This is a genomic window from Sanguibacter sp. TS_SC_8, assembly GCF_055361235.1.
In genome coordinates, this window is record NZ_CM143955.1 from 2,899,768 (window position 1) to 2,920,261 (window position 20,494).

The following is a 20,494-nucleotide window of genomic DNA, read 5'->3' on the forward strand; positions in this document are numbered from 1 at the left end:
ACGCCTGTCACGCATCTGTCCACTCTGTGGACGACTCGGACGGGCCCGCGTCCCGGGAGCCTCCAATGACCGTCCAGACACGTCGGCGCGAGATGCAGCGCATGGCGACCGAGCTGGAGATCAAGGCCGTCGCCCGCACGCAGCTCTCCGTCGAGGGCGCGCAGCACGTCACCCTCCGCGGGATCGCGCGCGACATGGGGATGACGGCGCCCGCCCTCTACCGCTACTTCCCCAGCCTGGACGACCTCGTCTCCTCCATGTGCGACGACTTCTTCAACGAGGTCACCGAAGCCATCTCGGTGGCGATCGCGCAGGCGCCGGACAGCCCCGGGCAGGGCATGCACGCCGCGATCCGCACGTTCCGGGACTGGGCGACCGGCCACAAGGGCGAGTTCACGCTGATGTTCCGGGAGGGGGCCGCCCAGACCACGGGGGCCGCAGATCCGTGCGCGGGCAGCCAGCAGTTCGCCGCCGTGTTCTTCGGCCTCTACGTCCGGATGTGGCACGCGCAGACCTTCACGGTGCCCGCGCTCACGGATGTGTCTGCAGCGACCTGCGCCCAGATGGCCGCCTTCGCCGCACAGGTCCTCACGCCCGCGGGAACGCCGTCCGGCCAGTCAGGCGTGGACGGGACCGATCTGCCCCCCGGGGCGCTCCTCGTCTTCGCCCGGACCTGGGTCCGGCTCTACGGGGTCATCAGCATGGAGGTGTTCGGGCAGCTGACGTTCATGTTCGACGACGTCACGCCGTACTTCGAGAGTGAGCTCGAGGACGCCGCGGCAGCCTTGGGCGTCCCCTACATCCCGCGAGCAGCGGGCTGAGCGAGAGGATCGCTCAGCGACCGGGGTAGAGCACCTCGAACCGCTCGGTGACGATCTGGAAGTCCGCCGGCAGCGTGTCGAGGCCCAGAGTCCGCAGGAAGTACGTCGTGTGCTCGGCGCGCCAGGACTCCAGGGACCGGTCGTCCTCGCCCTCGGCGTCGGCAAAGTCGGCGCCGACCGCGTCGAAGGCCACGACCTCGACCTCGGTGGTCCGGATGAGCGCAGCCGGGCGGCCCTCCCCGTCGAGGATGATCGAGAGCTCCCCGACGACCGGCTGCGGCGAGTCCTCCGCGGCGAAGTCCGACAGCGCGGAGGAGGTGGCGGTCTTGGTCCCGGAGAGCACGAGGGCGAGCAGCTCGTCGGCGATCACCGGGTTGTCCCCGAAGGCCCAGGCGACCGGGGGGATCCCGGCTGTGACGGTGAGCCCGCCCACCACCGCGATCTTCCCGAGACCGGCGTGCACCCGCGCGACCTCCCAGAAGCTCGCGATCTCGTCGTCGAGCTCGGCTGCGGAGGAGGGGACGTGGGTCTCGCCGGCGCTGGTCATGGGTAGATCATTGCCCATCGACCGCAGTGAGCACGAACACCGGGATGTGCCGGTCGGTCGCACGCTCGTAGTCGGCGTAGCGCGGGTAGGCCGCGACCGCTCGCTCCCACCACAGATCTCGCTCGACGCCGGTGACCTCACGGGCCACCATGTCCCAGCGCTGCTCGGCGTCCTGCAGCTCGACGCGAGGGTCGGCGACCACGTTGAAGTACCAGACCGGGTGCTTGGGCGACCCGCCGAGCGAGGCGATGGCCGCGTACTCCCCCGCGTGCTCGACGCGCATGAGCGGGGTCTTGCGCAGCTTGCCGGAGCGGGCGCCCACCGTGGTGAGGATGATGACGGGTCGCCCCTCCAACGTCGTGCCCTTCGTGCCACCGGAGCTCTCGTAGAGCTCCACCTGCGCGCGTGAGCGGTCGTCCGGGCTGGGTTCGTAGATTCCCTCGAGTGGCATCACACCAGTAGACCAGACGAGCCGCGCCCCGCACGACCGGTCGGTCGTGCGGGGCGCGGCTCGTGGGGTAGAGCTAGGCGATCAACGCCCGGCAGAACCCTCGACGTAGTCGGAGTCGGTCGGCTTGACCCACGCGAAGAGCTTGCGCAGCTCGCGGCCGGTGGCCTCGATCGGGTGCGTCTCGCCCTTGGTGCGGAGCTCGAGGAACTCGGGGGCGCCGTTGTCCTGGTCGTTGATGAACCGCTCCGCGAAGGCGCCGTTCTGGATGTCCGCGAGGACAGCCTTCATGTTCTCCTTCACGTCGGGGGTGATGACGCGCGGGCCGGAGACGTAGTCGCCGTACTCCGCGGTGTCGGAGACGGACCAGCGCTGCTTGGCGATGCCGCCCTCCCACATGAGGTCCACGATGAGCTTGAGCTCGTGGAGGACCTCGAAGTAGGCGACCTCAGGCTGGTAGCCGGCCTCGGTGAGGACCTCGAAGCCGTACATGACGAGCTGCGAGGCGCCGCCGCAGAGCACGGCCTGCTCGCCGAACAGGTCGGTCTCGGTCTCTTCGGTGAAGGTCGTCTTGATGCCGGCGGCGCGCAGGCCACCGATCGCCTTGGCGTAGGACAGGGCGAGCTCCCAGGCGGAACCGGACGCGTCCTGCTCGACCGCGACGATCACGGGCACGCCGCGGCCGTCGAGGAACTCGCGGCGCACGAGGTGCCCCGGTCCCTTGGGGGCGACCATGACGACGTCGTGGCCGGGCTCGGGCTTGATGTAGCCGAAGCGGATGTTGAACCCGTGGCCGAAGACGAGCGCAGCGCCCTCGTTGAGGTTCGGGGCGATCTCCTGGGTGTAGACGTGCCGCTGCACCTGGTCGGGCGCGAGGATGACGACGACGTCGGCTTCCTTGACGGCCTCGGCGACGGTCACGACGCGCAGGCCCTCGTTCTCCGCCTTGGCGCGGGAGGCGGAGCCCTCGCGCAGGCCGACGCGGACGTCGACGCCGGAGTCGCGCAGGTTCAGCGCGTGCGCGTGCCCCTGGCTGCCGTAGCCGATGACCGCAACCTTGCGGCCGGCAATGATGGACAGATCAGCATCGTCGTCGTAGAACAGCTCAGCCACCGTGGGTCTCCTTGGTTTCTTTGGTGTGGTGCATTCGAGTTAAGTGTCTCAGGCAGAACGTGTCGTGCGTTCGAGCGCCCGATCAGTGATCGACCGGGCTCCTCGCCCGATCCCGACCGTGCCGGACTTGACGATCTCCCGGATGCCGAAGGGCTCGAGCGCCCCGAGGAGCGCCGCCAGCTTCTCGGGGTTGCCGGTCGCCTCGATGGTGACGGCGTCGGTGACGACGTCGACCACGTGGGCGCGGAAGAGCTGGACGACCTCGAGCACGTGGGTGCGGCTCGTGAGATCGGCCCGGACCTTGACGAGCATGAGCTCGCGCTGGACGGCCGCTGCCGGGTCCAGCTCGACGATCTTGATGACGTTGATGAGCTTGTTCAGCTGCTTGGTCACCTGTTCCAGCGGGAGGCCGTCGACGTCGACGACGACCGTGACCCGCGAGAGCTCCTCGTGCTCGGTCGGTCCGACCGCGAGGGAGTGGATGTTGAACGATCTCCTGGCGAACAGCCCGGCGATCCGTGCGAGCACGGCGGGCTTGTTCTCCACGAGCACCGAGAGGGTGTGACGAGTCATGTCCTGTGCTGCCTTCCCTGTCAGTCTTCGCGGTCCCACGCCGGCGAGATGCCGCGTGCGTACTGGATGTCGTCGTTGCTCACGCCGGTGGCGACCATCGGCCAGACCATGGCGTCACGGGAGACGTTGAAGTCGATGACGACCGGCTGGTCGTTGATCTGCTCGGCGCGCTTGATCGCGGCGTCGACCTCGTTGGCGTGCTCCACCCGGATCCCCACGCAGCCGTAGGCGTCGGCGAGCTTGACGAAGTCCGGGATCCGGATCGTGCCGTGCCCGGTGTTGAGGTCGGTGTTGGAGTACCGGGACTCGTAGAACAAGGTCTGCCACTGACGGACCATGCCCAACGAGGAGTTGTTGATGAGCGCGACCTTGATCGGGATGTCGTTGATCGTGCAGGTCGCGAGCTCCTGGTTGGTCATCTGGAAGCACCCGTCGCCGTCGATCGCCCACACGGTGCGGTCGGGCTGGCCGACCTTGGCGCCCATGGCGGCCGGGATCGAGTAGCCCATCGTGCCCAGACCACCGGAGTTCAGCCAGGTGTTGGGGCGCTCGTACTTGATGAACTGCGCGGCCCACATCTGGTGCTGCCCGACGCCGGCCACGTAGATCGTGTCCGGTCCGGAGATCTCCCCGAGGCGCCGGATCACGTGCTGGGGAGCGAGGTGGCCGTCGTCGGGCTCGGAGAAGCCCAGCGGGTAGGTCTCGCGCCAGCTGTCGATCTGGCGCCACCAGGCCTCGAGGTCCGGCTTGCCGTGCACGCTCTGCTCGCGGGCGAGCTCGGGCAGCAGGTCGGCGATGACCTCTTTGAGGTCACCGACGATCGGGACGTCGGCCACCCGGTTCTTGCCGATCTCGGCCGGGTCGATGTCCGCGTGGATGATCGTGGCGTGCGGGGCGAAGCTGGAGAGCTTACCCGTCACCCGGTCGTCGAAGCGTGCGCCGAGGGCGAAGACGAGGTCTGCCTTCTGCAGTGCGGAGACGGCCGGGACCGTCCCGTGCATGCCGGGCATGCCGAGGTTCTGGGGGTGGGAGTCGGGCAGCGCCCCGCGCGCCATGAGGGTGGTGACCGCGGCGGCCCCGGACAGGTCGACGAGCTTGCGCAGCTCGGCGGCCGCGCCGGACCGGATCGCGCCGCCACCGATGTAGAGGACCGGGCGGCGAGCGGTGGCCAGCAGACGGGCCGCCTCGCGGATCTGCTTGCTGTGCGGCTTGGTGACCGGGTGGTACCCGAGGAGGTTGAGCTCGGTGGGCCAGGCGAACGTCGTCCGGGACTGCATCGCGGACTTGGCGATGTCGACCAGGACCGGGCCCGGGCGTCCGCTCGAGGCGATGTGGAACGCCTCGGCGATGACGCGGGGGATCTCGTCGGGGTCGGTGACGAGGAAGTTGTGCTTGGTCACCGGCAGGGTGATGCCGACGATGTCGGCCTCCTGGAAGGCGTCGGTCCCGATCAGGGACGCGCCGACCTGGCCGGTGATGGCAACCATGGGGATCGAGTCCATGTTCGCGTCGGCGATCGGGGTGACGAGGTTGGTCGCCCCGGGACCCGAGGTCGCCATCGTCACGCCGACCCGGCCGGTCGCGTGGGCGTAGCCGGATGCGGCGTGCCCCCCGCCCTGCTCGTGGCGGACGAGGATGTGGCGGACCTTCTTGGAGTCCATCAACGGGTCGTACGTGGGCAGGATCGCCCCGCCCGGGATGCCGAAGACCACCTCGACCCCGGCCTCCTCGAGCGAGCGGACGATCGACTGCGCGCCCGTCATCTCCTCAGAGGTGACGTGTGCACGGGGTGCGGGTCGCCTGGCTTCCGGCGTCGCCGCGGTGCCGGCTGGCGTCGCGCCGCGGGGCGGCGCTGGGGTGGGGCCCTGGACCATCGGGTTCTCCTAAGTGCTGAAAAACAGATATGGGAGGTGCTACCGGTCAGGCTGGTCGAGCTCGTCGGGTCGTGCGGACCGGGCGCACGGGGCGCCCGACCTGGCGTGCACTCCGGCGCGGAGCCTTGTGGGCTGCTGTCCGGTGTCCACTGGTGGTGACATGAAAAAACCCCTCGCAGCCGGGTCGGCTCTTCGAGGGGTAAGCGCGCTGACGAGACCTAAGTGCTTGGCCTCAGCCGGCGCGCCCAGGAAGTACTACGAGAATGAGTGTCTGCACATCAAGCACAGTACGCGCCGACGTTGACAATGTCACTTGCCGTCCACCTCGTCTCAGTGGGTGGGATCGCCGACATAGGCCGCCACGGCCAGCGCGAGCGACGTCCGGTCCGGTTTCCGCGACCGCCCGGCGAGCGGGATCCGCTCGGCCAGCAGCACGACGTCGGGCAGCGCGCCGTGGTCGAGGACCGCCGCGAGCTGCGCCCGGACGTGGTCGAGCACCGGGTGCTCGGCGGTGAGCCGGCCGGTCGAGTGCTGGGCCGACGACGCCGACGACGCCGACGACCCCGGCGCCCCGGGGGCGACGGGCGGCAGGTCCGCGGTGACCACGAGGACCACCCGCTCGTCCCCGTCCTCCTGCGCCACCCCGACGAGCACCGCAGCGGCGACGCCGTCGAGCGCCGCGATGCGCGGCTCGTGCAGGGCGGGGTAGATGTTCACCGTCCCGCGGATGATCATGTCGCGGGACCGCCCGACCAGCACGATCCGGCCCTGGTCGTCGAGGTAGCCGAGGTCGCCGGTGCGGTGCTCGGTCGCCACGTGGTGACCGTGACCGGCGAGGTCGTCGAGGTAGCCGGCCATGAGCGAGGGGCCCGCGAGCGTGAGCTCCCCCGCGCGCCGGTCCCCTGCCGCGGTGGCCCGGACCCGGGCGGTGATCCCCGCCAGCGGCGCGCCGACCAGGTCGCCGCCGCCGTCGAAGGCCAGCTTGTCGCTCGCCTCGATCACCGCGACCGGCAGGATCTCGGTCATGCCGTAGACCGCGAGCCAGCGGGTGCCGGGCAGCAGCCGCAGCGCCCGGGTCAGCAGCGCCGCAGTGACCGGTGCCCCGCCGACCAGCACCACGGCGGCGCAGGAGGCGGGCACCTGGGCGGTCTCGACCGCGTCGAGCAGGGCGCTCACGTCAGCCGGGACGAGGAAGGCGCACGACGCCGCGGCGGCACCCCGGGCAAAGGCGACGATGTCCTTGGCGGGTGAGACCGCCGGGAGGGTCCAGGTGGCCCCCGCGAGCAGCGCGGGCACACCGAGCAGCATCTGGTCGGTGAAGACGTCCTGGCCGGGGTCGAGGGCGTTGACCCCGGCCAGCAGCTCGCTGGCCGCAGCCAGGCTCGCCCCGGTGTGCACCACGGCCTTGGGGGCGCTCGTGGTGCCGGAGGTGAAGACGGTGAGCGCGTGGGCGTCGCCGTCCAGGGTGACCGGAACATCCGGAATTCCTGTCACCGGGCGAGAGAGGCTGCGGGCCGAGCGTGCCCCGCGCGGGACCCCGGGCAGCCACCGGCCCGAGTACACGTGCTCGACGTCGAGCCGGGAGTAGCTCGGCAGCAGCAGCCCGCGGGACCGGGCGAGCCGGCGGAGCGGTCCCTGCGAGATCGCGTAGAGCAGCGACTCGGTCGCGGCCCACGTCGGAGCGGCGGCGCCGAGCCGGGCGGCGAAGAGCTCGGGGGTGGACCCGGGGTCGACGAAGACGACGACGCCTCCGGCCCGCAGGATCCCGAGCACGAGGACGATCCCCTCCGGGCACGGCCGGATCGAGAAGAGCACCCGCTCCCCCGGGCCCAGGCCTGCCGCGGCCAGCCGGGCGGCGGTCGCCTCGACCTGCGCGGCGAGGTCCCGGTAGGTCAGGCGCACCCGCCCGCGCCCGGTCCGGCGGCTGGACGCCCGCGGCGACCAGCTGAGCGCCACGGCGTCGGGCGTGCGCGCGCACTGGGCCAGGACGAGGTCGACGACGTGCGGCGCGCCGCTCACCGGACCTCCAGGTGGACGCTGCGATAGCTGGGGATGAGGACGCCGCGAGCCACCGTCCGGTCGACCACCCGGAGCTGGCGCTCCCCGGCTTCGCCCGTCGCGCCGGGACCTGCGAGCGCCGGGCGCAGGGCCTCCACGACCGCGTCGATCTGGGCCATGGCGAGCGGCATGCCGAGGCAGAAGTGCGGCCCGGCGCCGAACCACAGGTTCCGCACGGCCGGGTCGGCGGGCTGCTCGGGGGCGAAGGGACCGCCCGCGCGGCAGCAGGAGATCGTCGCGATGACCACTCTGTCCCCCGCGTTCACCCGGATCCCGGCGACCTCGCCGGCCGTCCGCACGGCCCGCAGCATGACCGGGGTCGGCGCGGTGACCCGCAGCGCCTCCTCCACGATCCGGGCGCGGAGCGTATCGCCCGGCTCGCTGGCGAGCAGCCGCGGCAGCCAACCGGTGTCGTGGGTGAGGGTGAGCAGCCGGGGCACGAAGGACTGGATGGTCTCGGTCCCGGTGAGCACGAAGGCGCCCACCGCGCCCATCGCCTCGTGCTCGCTCAGGCCGAGTTCGCGCATGCGCCCCGGGACCGTGGCTGGGTCACCGGTGCGGTACGCGGCGCGGGCGGGTTCGCTCAGCTCCGCCAGGACCGCTCGGGCCTGGCGCACCTGGGCGGGGGAGAACTTCCGACGGTGCAGGCGGACCATCCCGACGATGGACTGCGCGCGGCGGAAGGTGTCGCGGACGGCGTCGTCGTGCGTGGGGATGCCGGTGAGGCGGCACACCACGGTGCCGGCCAGGACCGAGACCTCGTCGACGATGTCGACGCGCTCACCGGCGGCCAGACGCTCCCCCAGCCGGTCGAGCGCCGCCCCGGCCTCGAGGCGGGTGAGCGCGGCGACCGAGCGCGGGGTGAAGATGCCCGACAGCGCGCGGCGCAGGGCGCCGTGGTCGGCTCCCTCCATGTTGAGCAGCACCGACGGTCCCAGGATCGGGGTCCACAGATCCGACGGCGCGCCAGGACCGACCTTGGAGAACACGTCGGTGTCCAGCAGCACCTCACGGGCCACCGCGGCGTCGCTCACCACGACCCCCAGCCCGGGCACCCGCACGGCCGGACCGAGGCGCCGCAGCGACCGGATCGCCGGGTAGACGAGCGGGTGGGCGGCTCGCTGCACGCGCTCCTCCCAGGCCAGCGCGCGGCGCCAGTCCTGGTCCTGTCGCTCGGCCCGGCCCGGGCCCTGCCGGTCGGTCGTCTGGGTCATCGGATGTCCACGATCGCCGGGCGGTATCGGTGGTCGGCGTACCAGCCGAGGGTGCGCACGAGGCCCCAGGCGTGCACCCGCCGGGTCGAGGCGTGCACCACCACCTCGGGGTGCGCGCCGTAGCGGGTCGTCAGCCGTCGGACCGCGTTGACCAGGGCACGGTCCTCGTGGACGTCCTCGATCGCGGTCCGTGGGAAGCCCCCGGAGCGCTCGTAGAGGTCGGCGGTGATCGCCATGTTGCAGCCGGCCGTCATGACGTACGGCCCGAGGTAGGCCGTGTCACGGTTGCCCGGTCGGAACCGGCCGAAGGTGCTCGAGAGGACGACGGCCGCGGCCAGCACGCCCTGGTGCAGCCGGGAGACGGGCAGGTCGTCGCGGCGGGCCTTGAGCTGCCCGGCGACGAGGTCGTGGCCGGTCGCGAAGGCCGCGCGCACCGTCCGGGTCCAGTCCGGCGCCGGGACACAGTCCGCGTCGGTGCGGGCCAGGTGCGTGGCACCGCCGGCGATCGCGGCGCGCATGCCGGTGTCGGCGGCCGCGCCGGTGCCCTTCTGCCCCTCGGCGACCACCCGCCACCGGGTCAGCGCCCAGCGGTCGATGAACTCCCGTACGACCGTCACGGTCCCGTCGGTCGAGCCGTTGTCCACGACGACGACATCGAAGTCCGGGTCCTGCTGGGCGCGCAGCGCCTCCAGGGTCGCGGTGATCCCGCGCGCCTCGTCGAGGGCCGGGACGACCACCGCGAGACGCTGGGCACCCGTCACAGCCGCACCACCATGGCGCCGATGCTGATCCCGCCGGCCAGGCCCACGAGCAGCACGACGTCGCCGGGATGCACCCGGCCGAGCTCGAGGGCCGTGGCGACCTGCAGCGGCAGGGACACCGACGCGACGTTGCCGTGCTCGGCGACGGTGACCACCGTGCGGTCCTGGGGCAGACCGAAGGCCTCGTGCAGCTCGGCGAGGTAGGCGACGGCGACCTGGTGGACCGCGACGAGCGCGACGTCGTCCATGGTCAGCCCGGCCTGGGCGAGCGCGTCGACGATGACCCCGGGGCCGAGGGCGGCGAAGGCCTCCCGCAGGCGGGTCCCGTCGATCTCGAAGTACGTCCGCTCGAGGTCGCGCGGAAACGCGGTCCCCCCTCCCGGGAGCATGCCCACGTCCCAGTGGACCGACTCCGCCGCGAAGGCGCTCGCCAGGATCCCGCGCGGGGCCTGGCCGGGGGACGGCGCCTGCGAGCGCTGGACGAGGAGGGCGGCTCCGGCGTCAGACATCGTGTAGCCGGGGGCGGACAGCGCGTAGGTGCGGCGGTCCGGGACGTCCCAGCGGACGGCGCGGGAGGGCGCCTCCCCCGAGACGATGAGGATGGTCGCGTACCGGCCGGCGGCGATGAGCGCGTCGGCCACCTCGATCGCGTTGAGCACGGAGTTGCAGGCGTTCTTCACGTCCATGACCGGCGCGCGGATCCCCATCTTGGCGGCCACGATGTGCGACGTCGCGGGCTCGACCATGTCCTGGCTCGCGGCGGCGAAGACCAGCAGATCGACGTCGGCGGCGTGCATGCCCTGGGCGGCGAGCAGCTTCTCGGCGGCGGCGACGGCCAGGTCGGAGGCGTTCCAGTCGGCCGGGAGCACGTGCACCTGACGCACGCCGGTCAGCCGCGAGACCATCGGCACCCGCGGCGCCGCACCCGGACTGCGCCGCCCGAGCTCGCGCTCCGCCTCGGCCACGTCGACGACGTGGTCGGGGAGGAAGACACCCACGCCGGTGATCATCGCCGCGGGCACGGGTGGCACAGGTCTGCGCGCGGGGACCACGTCAGGGGAGGGCATGCTCGCAAGAGTAGTGACCCCCGGCGCCGGGCGGGACCAGATGTGGAGAACTCCCCATCAAGGCCCGCCCGGCGCCGGGGACGTCGCACCGTGGTGCAGACTGCTGCAGTGCTGACCACCCGACACGAGATCACCCTGCTGGCCCGGGCCCGCCCCGCGATGGCCGGGATCCTGATCACCGGCAGGGGCCTGGCGCGCGCCAAGCGACCCCTGGTGCGGATGCCCGGCATCGGCTGGGTGACGGCGGACCCCGTGGTCGCCCGCGCCATCCTCGGCGACCACACGTCCTTCACCATCGTCGGCGAGGGCGGGGTGGGGCACCTGTGGGCCCAGATCCTCGGCGACTGGGTCTACGACCTCTTCGACGGGCCGGGCCACCACGACCTGCGGTCCCGCTCCCGCGAGCTGTTCACCGAGGCGAGCTCGGCCGAGCTGGTGCACACCGCCTGGGACGAGCCGCTGGCCCGCGCCGAGGCGACGCTCGCCGCCGGCGGACGGCTCGACGTCGCGCGCCTCGCCCGGGTGCTGGTGGGCAGGATGATGATCTCGCTGCTCGGGATCCCGGGGAGCACCGACACGTGGCCCACCGACGACGACGCGCTCGGCGCCTTCCGCACGGGAGAGCGGCTGGCTGCCGTCGCGCTCGGCAGCGCCGGCAGCACGGTCCTGTCGCCCGCGCAGATCGACTCCGCGCAGGCGCTCGTCGCCGACCTCACCCAGGGCGTGCCGCACGGGTGGGAGTCCTCCCCCTCCCACACGCTGCTGGGCCGGTGCCGCGAGCTGGGCCTGGGGCTCCAGGAGACGACGGGCCTGGCGAGCCTGCTCATGGTCGCCGGCACCGAGACGTCCGCGAGCGCCATGTCCCGCACCACGGCGCTGCTCGTCGACACCGGCGAGCAGCACCGCCTGCTGGCCGCCCGCGCCGCGGGGACGGACCTCATCGACCACACCGTCCGGGAGGGGCTGCGCATGACGAGCCCGGCATCGGTGATCGGGCGCGGGGTGCGGGCCGACGTCGTCGTCGCCGGCCGGCAGCTGCGCGCGGGTGAGCGGGTGATGATTCTCACCTGGAGCGCGAACACCGCGGCCGGGTCCTTCGCGGTGGACCGCCCCTACAACCCGCACACCCGCCAGCTGTGGTTCGGGGCCGGGCGGCACCTGTGCCTGGGCGCAGCCCTGGCCCGCGCGGAGATCGCGACGCTGCTGCGGACCCTGTGGGCCGACGGGCCGCTGCGGATCGAGGAGCGCTCGGCGCAGCGCAAGGTGCTCGTCCCCGGGTACGAGACGCTCGTCGTCTCCCGGGTGGCGCCGCGCGGCTGACCCGCCACGCAGCTGACCGGGGCCCGCCGGGGCCCGGGTCAGTCCCGGCCCTGCGGGGTGCAGATGCACACCTCGTTGCCCTCGGGGTCGGCCAGCACCCAGAACCGGGGCGCCGCGTGGTCGGAGAGCAGACGCCCGCCCGCCGCGACGATCTCCTCGATCCGCCCTGCGGCGTCGGCGTAGGCCACCGTGATATCGAAGTGGATCCGGTTGCGGTCGGTGCGGGGCTCGTCCATCTGCTGGAACCAGACCATCGGTCCGCGCCCGCGCGGGTCGCTGAGCCGGGCATCGCCGTCGAGGTCGTCCCCGGAGGTGTCGGTGTACCCGAGCGCCGCCTGCCAGAACGGGCGCACCAGGGGGATGTCCATCGCGTCGACGGCGATCTCGAGGACCTGCGGTGACCCGGGCGCCGCCGCCACCCCCAGGTCCGCGGCGATCGCGGAGATCTGCTCGGCCATGGCCAGGTCACGCTCGGTCACGGCGGACACGTCATGGCTGACCAGGACCACGGCGACGTAGCCGTACCGCAGGTCGACGTCGGGATGGTGGCCCGCGGCGTCGGCCGCTGCGCCGATCCGGCGCACGAGCTCGACCCCTTGCGTGAAGTCGGCGGTGGCGAAGTGCGCGTGCAGGCTCCCCACGAAGAGGTGCCACCCGGTCCCCGTCAGCCTCTGCTTGATCTCAGCATTTCCCAGTTCGCCCATGAACCCATGGTGGCACCTAGAGTATGAGGGCACCACCGGCTGTCCACGAGGCAGCCGACGAGCCCCACCAGAGCCCTGAGCGGCAGAGACGAGGTCGATCCGGCGTGGTGACGGCACACCCAGGTCGCGGACGCGCCGCCCTCCTCGGGCTGGCGCTGGCCGCGTCGATCACCCTGACCGGCTGCGGACCGGCCGACCTGGTGCCCGCGGACTCGACCGAGGCGAGCGCGCTGCGCCACCGCGAGGTCGGTGCCACGGCCCGCGACGAGACCATCGGGCGCACCGCGACGGTCCATGCCGTCGTCACGAACTTCCCGGTCCCTGCGGACTACGAGCCTGCGGACGACGAGACGACCCCGGACGTCTTCGTCGTGGTCGACCTCGGTGTCGTGGCCGGGGACAAGTACCCCTCGGTCGCCCAGCCCTCGGACTTCCACCTGCGCTCCGCGGCCGGGGACGTCGTCGAACCGGTCACCACGATCGAGTCGGCGCTGACCGGGGCGACGTTGTGGCCGCTCGGGGAGATCACCTCCGGCAGCGCCCAGCGCGGGTGGGTCGCCTACCCGGTCACGTGGGACACGGTGGTCGGCGCCGAGCTCGTCATGACCCGCCCGGACAACATCACCGACGAGAACGAGGAGATGCTCCCGGTCGAGCTGTTCGTCGTCCCGCTCGGCCTGGAGTAGGCGCTCCCCTCCCCCCCCCGACGACGACGCAGGGCCACCGATCCGCGTGGATCGGTGGCCCTGCGTCGTCGGTGGACGTGTCGTGAGGTGTCCGGGCTCAACGTGTCCGGGCTCAGCGTGCCCGCTCAGTACAGGACGGCGCCCTGCGAGGCGGAGTGCACGAGCTTGGCGTACTTGGCCAGCACACCGCGGGTGTACTTGTGCGGGACGGGCTCCCAGCCGACCTTGCGGGTCTCGAGCTCCGCTGCGTCGACGAGCAGCTCGAGCGTCGCGTTGGACACGTCGAGGCGGATCCGGTCGCCGTCCTTGACGAAGGCGATCGGCCCGGCGTCGACGGCCTCGGGGGCGACGTGCCCCACGCAGAGCCCGGTCGTCCCGCCGGAGAAGCGGCCGTCGGTGAGCAGCAGCACGTCCTTGCCCAGACCGGCGCCCTTGATGGCTCCGGTGATGGCGAGCATCTCACGCATGCCCGGCCCACCCTTGGGGCCCTCGTAGCGGATGACGACGACGTCGCCGGCGACGATCGTGCCGTCCTCGAGCGCGTCGAGTGCTGCCCGCTCGCGCTCGAACACGCGCGCAGTGCCCTCGAACACGTCGGAGTCGAAGCCCGCGGACTTCACGACCGCACCCTCGGGGGCCAGCGACCCGTGCAGGATCGTGATGCCACCGGTCTTGTGGATCGGGTTGGCCAGGGCCCGCAGGATCTTCCCGTCGGGGTCGGGCGGGTTGATGTCGGCGAGGTTCTCCGCGACGGTCTTGCCGGTCACGGTGAGGCAGTCCCCGTGCAGCAACCCGGCGTCGAGCAGCGCCTTCATGACGACGGGGACGCCGCCGGTCTTGTCGATGTCGGCCATGACGTAGCGGCCGAACGGCTTGAGGTCGCCCAGGTGCGGGACCTTCTCCGCGATCCGCGTGAAGTCGGCCAGCGTGAGCTCGACCTCGGCCTCGTAGGCGATCGCCAGCAGGTGCAGCACGGCGTTGGTCGAGCCACCGAAGGCCATGACGACGGCGATGGCGTTCTCGAAGGCCTTCTTCGTCATGATCTGACGGGCGGTGATGCCCTGGCGGAGCAGCTCGACGACGGCCTCGCCTGACTTGTGCGCGAAGGCGTCACGGCGGCGGTCGGCCGAGGGCGGCGCGGCTGAACCGGGGAGGGACATGCCCATCGCCTCGGCGACAGAGGCCATCGTGTTGGCCGTGTACATGCCACCGCAGGCACCCTCGCCCGGGCAGACGGCGCGCTCGATGGTGTCGCGGTCCTTCTCGCTCATGAGCCCCTTGGCGCACGCGCCCACGGCCTCGAAGGCGTCGATGAGGGTGACGTCCTTCTCGGTGCCGTCCTCGAGCTTGACCCAGCCCGGCATGATCGTGCCGGCGTAGAGGAAGACGGAGGACAGGTCCAGGCGCGCGGCAGCCATGAGCATGCCGGGCAGGGACTTGTCGCAGCCGGCCAGCAGCACGGAGCCGTCGAGGCGCTCGGCTTCCATGACGGTCTCGACGGAGTCGGCGATGATGTCACGGGAGACGAGGGAGAAGTGCATCCCCTCGTGACCCATCGAGATCCCGTCCGAGACGGAGATGGTGCCGAACTCGAGCGGATACCCGCCGGCGGCGTGCACACCCTGCTTGACGGCCTTGGCCAGGCGGTCCAGCGAGAGGTTGCAGGGGGTGATCTCGTTCCACGAGCTGGCGACACCGATCTGGGGCTTGGCGAAGTCGTCGTCGCCGAGCCCGACGCCGCGGAGCATTCCGCGCGAGGCCGTGGCCTCGATGCCGTCGGTGACCTTGCGGGAGCGGGGCTTGATGTCGACGCCGGAGGACTCGTCTCCGGCGGGGGTCTCGTTGACATTCTGGGTCGTTGCGGTCATGCCACTGAGTGTATGACTGCCCTGGTGCCAGGTGGTCCACCGGGTCATTCCTCGGACGTGGCCCGGTGGCGGCTAGGGTGATCGGATGACCGCGCTGCACTGGTTCCGCCGTGACCTCCGCCTCGCGGACAACCCCGCCCTCGCCGCGGCGGCGGCCTCCTCCGGCGGTGACGACGGCGGCGGCAGCGACGTCGTCGGGCTCTTCGTGCTCGACCCGGCCCTCTGGGAGTCCGCCGGCCCGCCACGTCGCAGCCACCTGCTCGCCACCCTCGGCTCCCTCGCGGCGAGCATGGACGGACAGCTCGTCGTCCGCACGGGAGACCCGGCCGTCGTCGTGCCACAGGTGGCCCGGGAGATCGAGGCCGGTGACGTGCACGTCACCGAGTCCTTCGAGCCCTACGGCCGGCGCCGCGACGCGCGCACCGCCGCCGCCTTGGCCGACGCCGGTGCGCGGCTCGTGCCCGTCGGCTCGCCCTACGCGGTGTCCCCCGGCCGCATCATGACCCAGGTCGGCAACCCCTACCGGGTGTTCACCCCGTTCCGGGCGGCGTGGCTGGCCCACGGGTGGCGGCGCCCGGCCCCCCGCATCGAGCACCCCCGGTGGCTCGACGTCGGCTCCGACCCGCTCCCCGCCCTCGACGACCACCCCACCGCCTCGATCGAGGCCGGGGAGGACGCGGCCCTGGCCCGCTGGCACGAGTTCCTCGACCAGGTGGACACCTACGACACCGACCGGGACCGCCCAGATCTCGACCTCACGTCGCGGTTGTCCACCGCGCTGAAGTGGGGGGAGATCCATCCCCGGACCCTCCTGGACGACCTCGCCGGGCGGACTGCACCGGGGGCGGCCTCCTTCCGGTCGGAGCTGGCCTGGCGCGAGTTCCACGCGGACGTGCTCTTCCACACCCCGTCCGCGGCGCAGGCCTCGCTGCGCCCGGTGCTGCCCGCGGACTCCTGGACGCCTGAGCCGACGGCGCAGGAGTGGTTCACCCGGTGGGCTCAAGGACGTACGGGCTACCCGATGGTCGACGCCGGGATGCGTCAGCTCCTGGCCGAGGGGTGGATGCACGGGCGCACCCGCATGGTCGTCGCGTCCTTCCTGGTCAAGGACCTGCACATCCCGTGGCAGCGCGGCGCCCAGCACTTCATGGACCACCTGCTCGACGCCGACGTGGCCCAGAACCAGCTCAACTGGCAGTGGGTGGCCGGGACCGGCCTCGACGCGGCGCCGTACTTCCGGATCTTCAACCCCGTCGCGCAGGGCCTGCGGTTCGACCCGGACGGCACGTACGTCCGGCGCTGGGTGCCCGAGCTGCGGGGGGTGCCCGGCCGCGCCGCGCACGAGCCGTGGAAGCTCGCGGTAGCGCCGGCGGGCTACCCCGACCGGATGGTCGACCACGCCCACGAGCGTGCGACCACCCTGGACGACTACGCCCGAGGGAAGGACCGGTAGGTCCCTCCCTCGGGCGGGTGTGGTCATGCGGTGCTGCGGTCAGTCCTGGGCGATCATCGCCCGGAACTCGTCTTCGAGGATCCCCATGACGGTCGCGTCGGAGTAGTGGTCGCCGTCGAGGTAGACGTCGCGCAGACGTCCCTCGACCTGGAACCCGAGCGACTCGTAGAGCATCTGCGCCCGCGGGTTGATGCTCAGCACGTCGAGGGAGACCCGGTGCAGGTCGAGGCCACCCTCACCCTGCGTGAACGCCCAGCGCAGCACCGCGAAGATCGCGTCCCGGCCGTAGCCGCGGCCCCGGTAGTTGGGCAGCAGCACGAGCCGGATGTTCGCCGACCGGGCATGCTCGTCGATCTCGTTGAGGACGATCTCGCCGATCATGTCGTCGCTGACCAGGTGGCCGTCACGCTCCGCGGCCGAGGTGATCGCCCAGTCGTAGCGTCCGGGGGCGTCACCGACGGTTGCCGCCCACTCCCCGATCTGCTCCCGGGTGAAGTCCGCGGTGGTCCCGGTGAGGCGCATGGCCTCAGGGTCCTGGAGGGACTCCCACATGCGGTCGGCGTCGCTCGCCACGATCGGTCGCAGCCGCACGAGCTCCCCGCGCACCTGCGGTCCTCGGGTCATCCGATGCGCTCGATGACGAGCTCGCGCACCCGGCCGGCGTCGGCCTGGCCGCGGGTGGCCTTCATGACCGCACCGATGACCGCACCGATCGGGCCGAGGTTCCCGGAGCGGATCTTCGCGGCGATGTCGGGCTGCGCGGCCAGGACGGTGTCGATGGCCTCGAGCAGCGGGGCGTCGTCGGAGACGACTTCGAGCCCGCGGGCCACGACGATCTCCTCGGGCGACCCCTCACCGGCGAGGACACCCTCGAGGACCTTGCGGGCCATCTTGTCGTTGATCCGCCCGGAGTCGACGAGGCTCTGCAGCTGGCCGATCTGCTCGGGGGTGACGGGCAGGTCGGCGAGCTCGACCTCACTGGTCTTCGCCGCCCGGGCGAGCTCGCCCATCCACCACTTGCGGGCGGCGGCAGGGCTGGACCCGGCGGCGATGGTCGTCTCGATGAGCTCGACCGCACCGGCGTTGACGACGTCGCGCATCTCCGGGTCGGCGAAGCCCCAGTCGCCCTGCAGGCGCCGGCGACGCTGGACCGGCATCTCCGGCAGGGTCGCCCGGATCTGCTCGACCCAGGCACGGCTCGGCTCGACCGGGACGAGGTCGGGCTCGGGGAAGTACCGGTAGTCCTCGGCGTCGGACTTCACACGGCCCGACGTCGTGGTCGAAGTGTCTTCGTGCCAGTGGCGGGTCTCCTGGATGATCGTGCCACCGGCGTCGAGCACTGCGGCCTGGCGGGAGACCTCGTAGCGCACGGCACGTTCGATCGAGCGGAACGAGTTGACGTTCTTCGTCTCGGTGCGGGTGCCCAGCGGCGACTCGGGGGTCGCGCGCAGGGACAGGTTGACGTCGGCGCGCACGTTGCCGCGCTCCATCCGTGCCTCGGAGACCTCGAGCGCGCGGAAGATGTCCCGCAGCGTCTGGACGTAGGCGCGGGCGACCTCGGGGGCGCGGGTGCCGGCCCCTTCGATCGGGCGGGTGACGACCTCGACGAGGGGGATCCCGGCGCGGTTGTAGTCGACGAGGGAGTACTCGGCGCCGTGGATGCGGCCGGTGCTGCCGCCGACGTGGGTGTTCTTGCCGGCGTCCTCCTCCATGTGCGCGCGCTCGATCTCCACCCGGAAGATCGCGCCGTCGTCGAGCTCGACGTCGAGGTACCCGTCGAAGGCGATCGGCTCGTCGTACTGGGACGTCTGGAAGTTCTTGGGGACGTCGGGGTAGAAGTAGTTCTTCCGCGCGAAGCGGCAGGACGTCGCGATCTGGCAGTTGAGCGCGAGCCCGATCTTGATCGCGAACTCGACGGCCTTGCCGTTGACGACCGGGAGGGCGCCGGGCAGGCCGAGGGAGACCGGCGTGACCTGGGTGTTGGGCGCCCCGCCGAAGTCGACCTCGGCGGCGCAGAACATCTTGGTCAGGGTCCCGAGCTCGACGTGCACCTCGATACCGATGACCGGGTCGAAACGGGCAATGGCCTCGTCGTAGTCGACCAGGTCGACGTCTGCTGCGTGACTCATCGGGCAATCTCCAGTTCAGGGGCCTGGGCGAGGAGCGGTCCGCCCCAAGAGTTCTCGAGGGCTGCTTCGAGCGCGGCGCCCACGCGGTACAGGCGGGCGTCGCCGCGGGCGGGCGCCAGGATCTGGAACCCGACGGGCAGGCCGTCGTCGGAGAGTCCGTTGGGCAGGGACATCCCGGGGACGCCGGCGAGGTTCGCCGGGATCGTGGCGACGTCGTTGAGGTACATGGCCAGCGGGTCGTCCAGCTTCTCGCCGAACTTGAACGCCGTGGTCGGTGCGGTCGGTGAGACGAGGACGTCGGCCTGGGTGAACGCGGCGTCGAAGTCGCGCTGGATGAGCGTGCGGACCTTCTGCGCGCTCCCGTAGTAGGCGTCGTAGTACCCCGCGGAAAGCGCATAGGTGCCAAGGATGATCCGGCGTTTGACCTCGTCGCCGAAGCCGGCGCCGCGGGTCGCGGCCATCACGCGCTCAGCGGTGACGGGGCCGACCTCAGGCACGACGCGCAGGCCGAAGCGCATGCCGTCGAACTTCGCGAGGTTGCTCGACGCCTCCGAGGGCATGATGAGGTAGTACGCGGACAGCGCGTACCGGAAGTTGGGGCAGGACACCTCGACGATCTCGGCGCCGGCGGCGGCCAGCAGCGCGAGGGATTCCGCGAAGCGCGCCGAGACGCCCTCCTGGTAGCCCTCGCCGCTGAGCTCGGTCACCACGCCGACGCGGACGCCGGTCAGGTCACCGAGGGCACCCTGGCGGGCGGCGTCGACGAGGTTGGGGACCGACTCGTTGAGCGAGGTGGAGTCGCGCGGGTCGTGCCCGCCGATGAGCTCGTGCAGCAGTGCGGAGTCCAGGACGGTGCGGGTGACGGGGCCGGCCTGGTCCAGGGAGGACGCCATGGCGATGAGACCGTAGCGGGACACCCCGCCGTAGGTCGGCTTGACGCCGACGGTCCCGGTGACGGCGCCGGGCTGACGGATCGAGCCACCCGTGTCGGTACCGATCGCCAGGGGCGCCTCGAAGGCTGCGACCGCGGCGGCCGAGCCACCGCCGGACCCGCCGGGGATCCGGTCGAGGTCCCAGGGGTTGTGGGTGTTGCCGTAAGCGGAGTGCTCGGTGCTCGAGCCCATCGCGAACTCGTCCATGTTCGTCTTGCCGAGGATCGGGAGGCCGGCCGCCTTGATCTTCTCGATGAGGGTCGCGTCGTAGGGCGGGATCCAGCCCTCGAGGATCTTCGAGCCGGCCGTAGTGGGCAGCCCCTTCGTGACGACGACGTCCTTGATCGCGATCGGGACGCCGGCCAGCGGGTGGAGGTCCTCCCCCGCTGCGCGTCGGGTGTCGATGTCACGGGCGGTGGCGAGGGCTTCCTCGGAGGAGACGTGCAGGAACGCGTGGATGGCTCCGTCGACGTCACCGATGCGGTCGAGGTGGGCCTGGGTGGCCTCCACGCTGGAGACGTCACCGGAGGTGAGGTGGGCAGCCAGCTGGGCTGCGGACATGCGGATCAGGTCGCTCATGAGTCCTCCCCGAGGATCTGCGGGACGAGGAACCGGCCGTCTTCACTGGCCGGCGCGCTCGCCATGACGGCGTCGACGTCGAGCGGGGCGACAGGCACGTCGTCGCGGAACACGTTCGACAGCGGGAGCGGGTGGCTCGTGGCCGGGATGTCGGGGGTAGCCACGGCGCTGACCTCAGCGATGGCGTCGACGATCACGACGAGCTCACCGGCGAGGCGGTCGAGTTCTTCGGGGCTTAGGTCGATTCGCGCAAGCGCAGCGACGCGCGCGACTTCGTCACGGGAGAGTGTGGACATGCCCCCCAGTCTAGAGCCAACCCACCCCACCCCCACCCTCCCCCCACCCGC

Annotated in this window: 19 protein-coding genes; 4 read left to right on the forward strand and 15 right to left on the reverse strand. The window is 71.8% G+C overall.

Annotated features, from left to right (window positions below; all coding sequences use genetic code 11):
- The first annotated feature begins 65 nt into the window (after positions 1-65).
- On the forward strand, positions 66-821 hold the full coding sequence (locus tag ACWA15_RS13225) for a TetR/AcrR family transcriptional regulator (protein WP_464055794.1): 756 nt from the start codon (positions 66-68) through the stop codon (positions 819-821).
- 13 nt (positions 822-834) lie between these two features.
- Here ACWA15_RS13225 and ACWA15_RS13230 read toward each other — a convergent pair whose 3' ends face one another.
- The 9 genes from ACWA15_RS13230 to ACWA15_RS13270 form a co-directional block, all read right to left on the reverse strand.
- A complete protein-coding gene (locus ACWA15_RS13230; RefSeq protein WP_464055795.1) occupies positions 835-1,368 on the reverse strand; it encodes an ASCH domain-containing protein in 534 nt (177 codons plus the stop codon).
- A gap of 7 nt (positions 1,369-1,375) precedes the next feature.
- Complete coding sequence (locus tag ACWA15_RS13235; protein WP_464055796.1) at positions 1,376-1,819, reverse strand: nitroreductase family deazaflavin-dependent oxidoreductase; 444 nt, start codon at positions 1,817-1,819, stop codon at positions 1,376-1,378.
- An 81-nt stretch (positions 1,820-1,900) separates the two neighbouring features.
- Entirely contained in the window at positions 1,901-2,929 is a 1,029-nt protein-coding gene (gene ilvC / locus ACWA15_RS13240) for a ketol-acid reductoisomerase (protein ID WP_464055797.1), read from the reverse strand.
- A gap of 48 nt (positions 2,930-2,977) precedes the next feature.
- A complete protein-coding gene (ilvN, locus tag ACWA15_RS13245; RefSeq protein ID WP_464055799.1) occupies positions 2,978-3,502 on the reverse strand; it encodes an acetolactate synthase small subunit in 525 nt (174 codons plus the stop codon).
- Between the two features lie 20 nt (positions 3,503-3,522).
- Complete coding sequence (locus tag ACWA15_RS13250) at positions 3,523-5,376, reverse strand: acetolactate synthase large subunit (protein WP_464055801.1); 1,854 nt, start codon at positions 5,374-5,376, stop codon at positions 3,523-3,525.
- Positions 5,377-5,706: 330 nt separating this feature from the next.
- The gene (locus ACWA15_RS13255; RefSeq protein WP_464055803.1) at positions 5,707-7,395 is read right to left on the reverse strand and encodes an AMP-binding protein; all 1,689 of its coding nucleotides are present in this window, start codon (positions 7,393-7,395) and stop codon (positions 5,707-5,709) included.
- Positions 7,392-8,648, reverse strand: coding sequence for a cytochrome P450 (locus ACWA15_RS13260; protein ID WP_464055804.1), 1,257 nt, complete (start codon positions 8,646-8,648; stop codon positions 7,392-7,394). The genes ACWA15_RS13255 and ACWA15_RS13260 overlap by 4 nt, the downstream gene beginning before the upstream one ends.
- The gene (locus tag ACWA15_RS13265) at positions 8,645-9,409 is read right to left on the reverse strand and encodes a glycosyltransferase (RefSeq protein WP_464055805.1); all 765 of its coding nucleotides are present in this window, start codon (positions 9,407-9,409) and stop codon (positions 8,645-8,647) included. The genes ACWA15_RS13260 and ACWA15_RS13265 overlap by 4 nt, the downstream gene beginning before the upstream one ends.
- Positions 9,406-10,476: a 3-oxoacyl-ACP synthase III family protein gene (locus ACWA15_RS13270; protein WP_464055807.1), complete on the reverse strand. Its 1,071-nt coding sequence runs from the start codon at positions 10,474-10,476 to the stop codon at positions 9,406-9,408. The genes ACWA15_RS13265 and ACWA15_RS13270 overlap by 4 nt, the downstream gene beginning before the upstream one ends.
- A gap of 108 nt (positions 10,477-10,584) precedes the next feature.
- Between ACWA15_RS13270 and ACWA15_RS13275 the strand changes: the two genes are divergently transcribed.
- A complete protein-coding gene (locus ACWA15_RS13275) occupies positions 10,585-11,796 on the forward strand; it encodes a cytochrome P450 (protein WP_464055809.1) in 1,212 nt (403 codons plus the stop codon).
- A 38-nt stretch (positions 11,797-11,834) separates the two neighbouring features.
- Here the strand turns inward: ACWA15_RS13275 and ACWA15_RS13280 are convergent, their stop codons facing one another.
- A complete protein-coding gene (locus ACWA15_RS13280) occupies positions 11,835-12,500 on the reverse strand; it encodes a VOC family protein (protein WP_464055810.1) in 666 nt (221 codons plus the stop codon).
- Positions 12,501-12,607: 107 nt separating this feature from the next.
- On the opposite strand from ACWA15_RS13280, the gene ACWA15_RS13285 reads away from it, so the two are divergent.
- Positions 12,608-13,186: a hypothetical protein gene (locus tag ACWA15_RS13285; protein ID WP_464055811.1), complete on the forward strand. Its 579-nt coding sequence runs from the start codon at positions 12,608-12,610 to the stop codon at positions 13,184-13,186.
- Positions 13,187-13,311: 125 nt separating this feature from the next.
- Here ACWA15_RS13285 and ilvD read toward each other — a convergent pair whose 3' ends face one another.
- Positions 13,312-15,054, reverse strand: a complete 1,743-nt coding sequence (gene ilvD, locus ACWA15_RS13290) for a dihydroxy-acid dehydratase (RefSeq protein ID WP_464055813.1) — start codon at positions 15,052-15,054, stop codon at positions 13,312-13,314.
- A gap of 85 nt (positions 15,055-15,139) precedes the next feature.
- Here ilvD and ACWA15_RS13295 point away from each other — a divergent pair, with 85 nt between their 5' ends.
- Positions 15,140-16,507: a cryptochrome/photolyase family protein gene (locus ACWA15_RS13295; RefSeq protein WP_464055814.1), complete on the forward strand. Its 1,368-nt coding sequence runs from the start codon at positions 15,140-15,142 to the stop codon at positions 16,505-16,507.
- Positions 16,508-16,546: 39 nt separating this feature from the next.
- Here ACWA15_RS13295 and ACWA15_RS13300 read toward each other — a convergent pair whose 3' ends face one another.
- Genes ACWA15_RS13300 through gatC form a run of 4 tightly spaced genes read right to left on the reverse strand, consistent with a single transcriptional unit; the run spans position 16,547 to position 20,443 of the window.
- Positions 16,547-17,131 carry a GNAT family N-acetyltransferase gene (locus ACWA15_RS13300; protein WP_464055815.1) on the reverse strand — a complete coding sequence of 195 codons (585 nt, stop codon included), beginning with the start codon at positions 17,129-17,131 and terminating at the stop codon, positions 16,547-16,549.
- Entirely contained in the window at positions 17,128-18,636 is a 1,509-nt protein-coding gene (gene gatB / locus ACWA15_RS13305; protein WP_464055816.1) for an Asp-tRNA(Asn)/Glu-tRNA(Gln) amidotransferase subunit GatB, read from the reverse strand. Before gatB ends, ACWA15_RS13300 begins: the two co-directional genes overlap by 4 nt.
- Positions 18,633-20,147 (reverse strand): Asp-tRNA(Asn)/Glu-tRNA(Gln) amidotransferase subunit GatA, encoded by a 1,515-nt coding sequence (gene gatA, locus ACWA15_RS13310; RefSeq protein WP_464055817.1) that lies wholly within the window; start codon positions 20,145-20,147, stop codon positions 18,633-18,635. Before gatA ends, gatB begins: the two co-directional genes overlap by 4 nt.
- On the reverse strand, positions 20,144-20,443 hold the full coding sequence (gatC, locus tag ACWA15_RS13315; RefSeq protein ID WP_464055818.1) for an Asp-tRNA(Asn)/Glu-tRNA(Gln) amidotransferase subunit GatC: 300 nt from the start codon (positions 20,441-20,443) through the stop codon (positions 20,144-20,146). Before gatC ends, gatA begins: the two co-directional genes overlap by 4 nt.
- Positions 20,444-20,494: the final 51 nt, after the last annotated feature.

What these genes read in the sequence shown, in the direction of transcription:
- ACWA15_RS13225 (WP_464055794.1), top strand. Translation starts at nt 66, where the DNA reads ATGACCGTCCAGACACGTCGGCGCGAGATGCAGCGCATGGCGACCGAG.
- ACWA15_RS13230 (WP_464055795.1), bottom strand. Translation starts at nt 1,368, where the DNA reads ATGACCAGCGCCGGCGAGACCCACGTCCCCTCCTCCGCAGCCGAGCTC.
- ACWA15_RS13235 (WP_464055796.1), bottom strand. Translation starts at nt 1,819, where the DNA reads ATGCCACTCGAGGGAATCTACGAACCCAGCCCGGACGACCGCTCACGC.
- ilvN (WP_464055799.1), bottom strand. Translation starts at nt 3,502, where the DNA reads ATGACTCGTCACACCCTCTCGGTGCTCGTGGAGAACAAGCCCGCCGTG.
- ACWA15_RS13250 (WP_464055801.1), bottom strand. Translation starts at nt 5,376, where the DNA reads ATGGTCCAGGGCCCCACCCCAGCGCCGCCCCGCGGCGCGACGCCAGCC.
- ACWA15_RS13260 (WP_464055804.1), bottom strand. Translation starts at nt 8,648, where the DNA reads ATGACCCAGACGACCGACCGGCAGGGCCCGGGCCGGGCCGAGCGACAG.
- ACWA15_RS13270 (WP_464055807.1), bottom strand. Translation starts at nt 10,476, where the DNA reads ATGCCCTCCCCTGACGTGGTCCCCGCGCGCAGACCTGTGCCACCCGTG.
- ACWA15_RS13280 (WP_464055810.1), bottom strand. Translation starts at nt 12,500, where the DNA reads ATGGGCGAACTGGGAAATGCTGAGATCAAGCAGAGGCTGACGGGGACC.
- ilvD (WP_464055813.1), bottom strand. Translation starts at nt 15,054, where the DNA reads ATGACCGCAACGACCCAGAATGTCAACGAGACCCCCGCCGGAGACGAG.
- ACWA15_RS13295 (WP_464055814.1), top strand. Translation starts at nt 15,140, where the DNA reads ATGACCGCGCTGCACTGGTTCCGCCGTGACCTCCGCCTCGCGGACAAC.
- ACWA15_RS13300 (WP_464055815.1), bottom strand. Translation starts at nt 17,131, where the DNA reads ATGACCCGAGGACCGCAGGTGCGCGGGGAGCTCGTGCGGCTGCGACCG.
- gatB (WP_464055816.1), bottom strand. Translation starts at nt 18,636, where the DNA reads ATGAGTCACGCAGCAGACGTCGACCTGGTCGACTACGACGAGGCCATT.
- gatA (WP_464055817.1), bottom strand. Translation starts at nt 20,147, where the DNA reads ATGAGCGACCTGATCCGCATGTCCGCAGCCCAGCTGGCTGCCCACCTC.
- gatC (WP_464055818.1), bottom strand. Translation starts at nt 20,443, where the DNA reads ATGTCCACACTCTCCCGTGACGAAGTCGCGCGCGTCGCTGCGCTTGCG.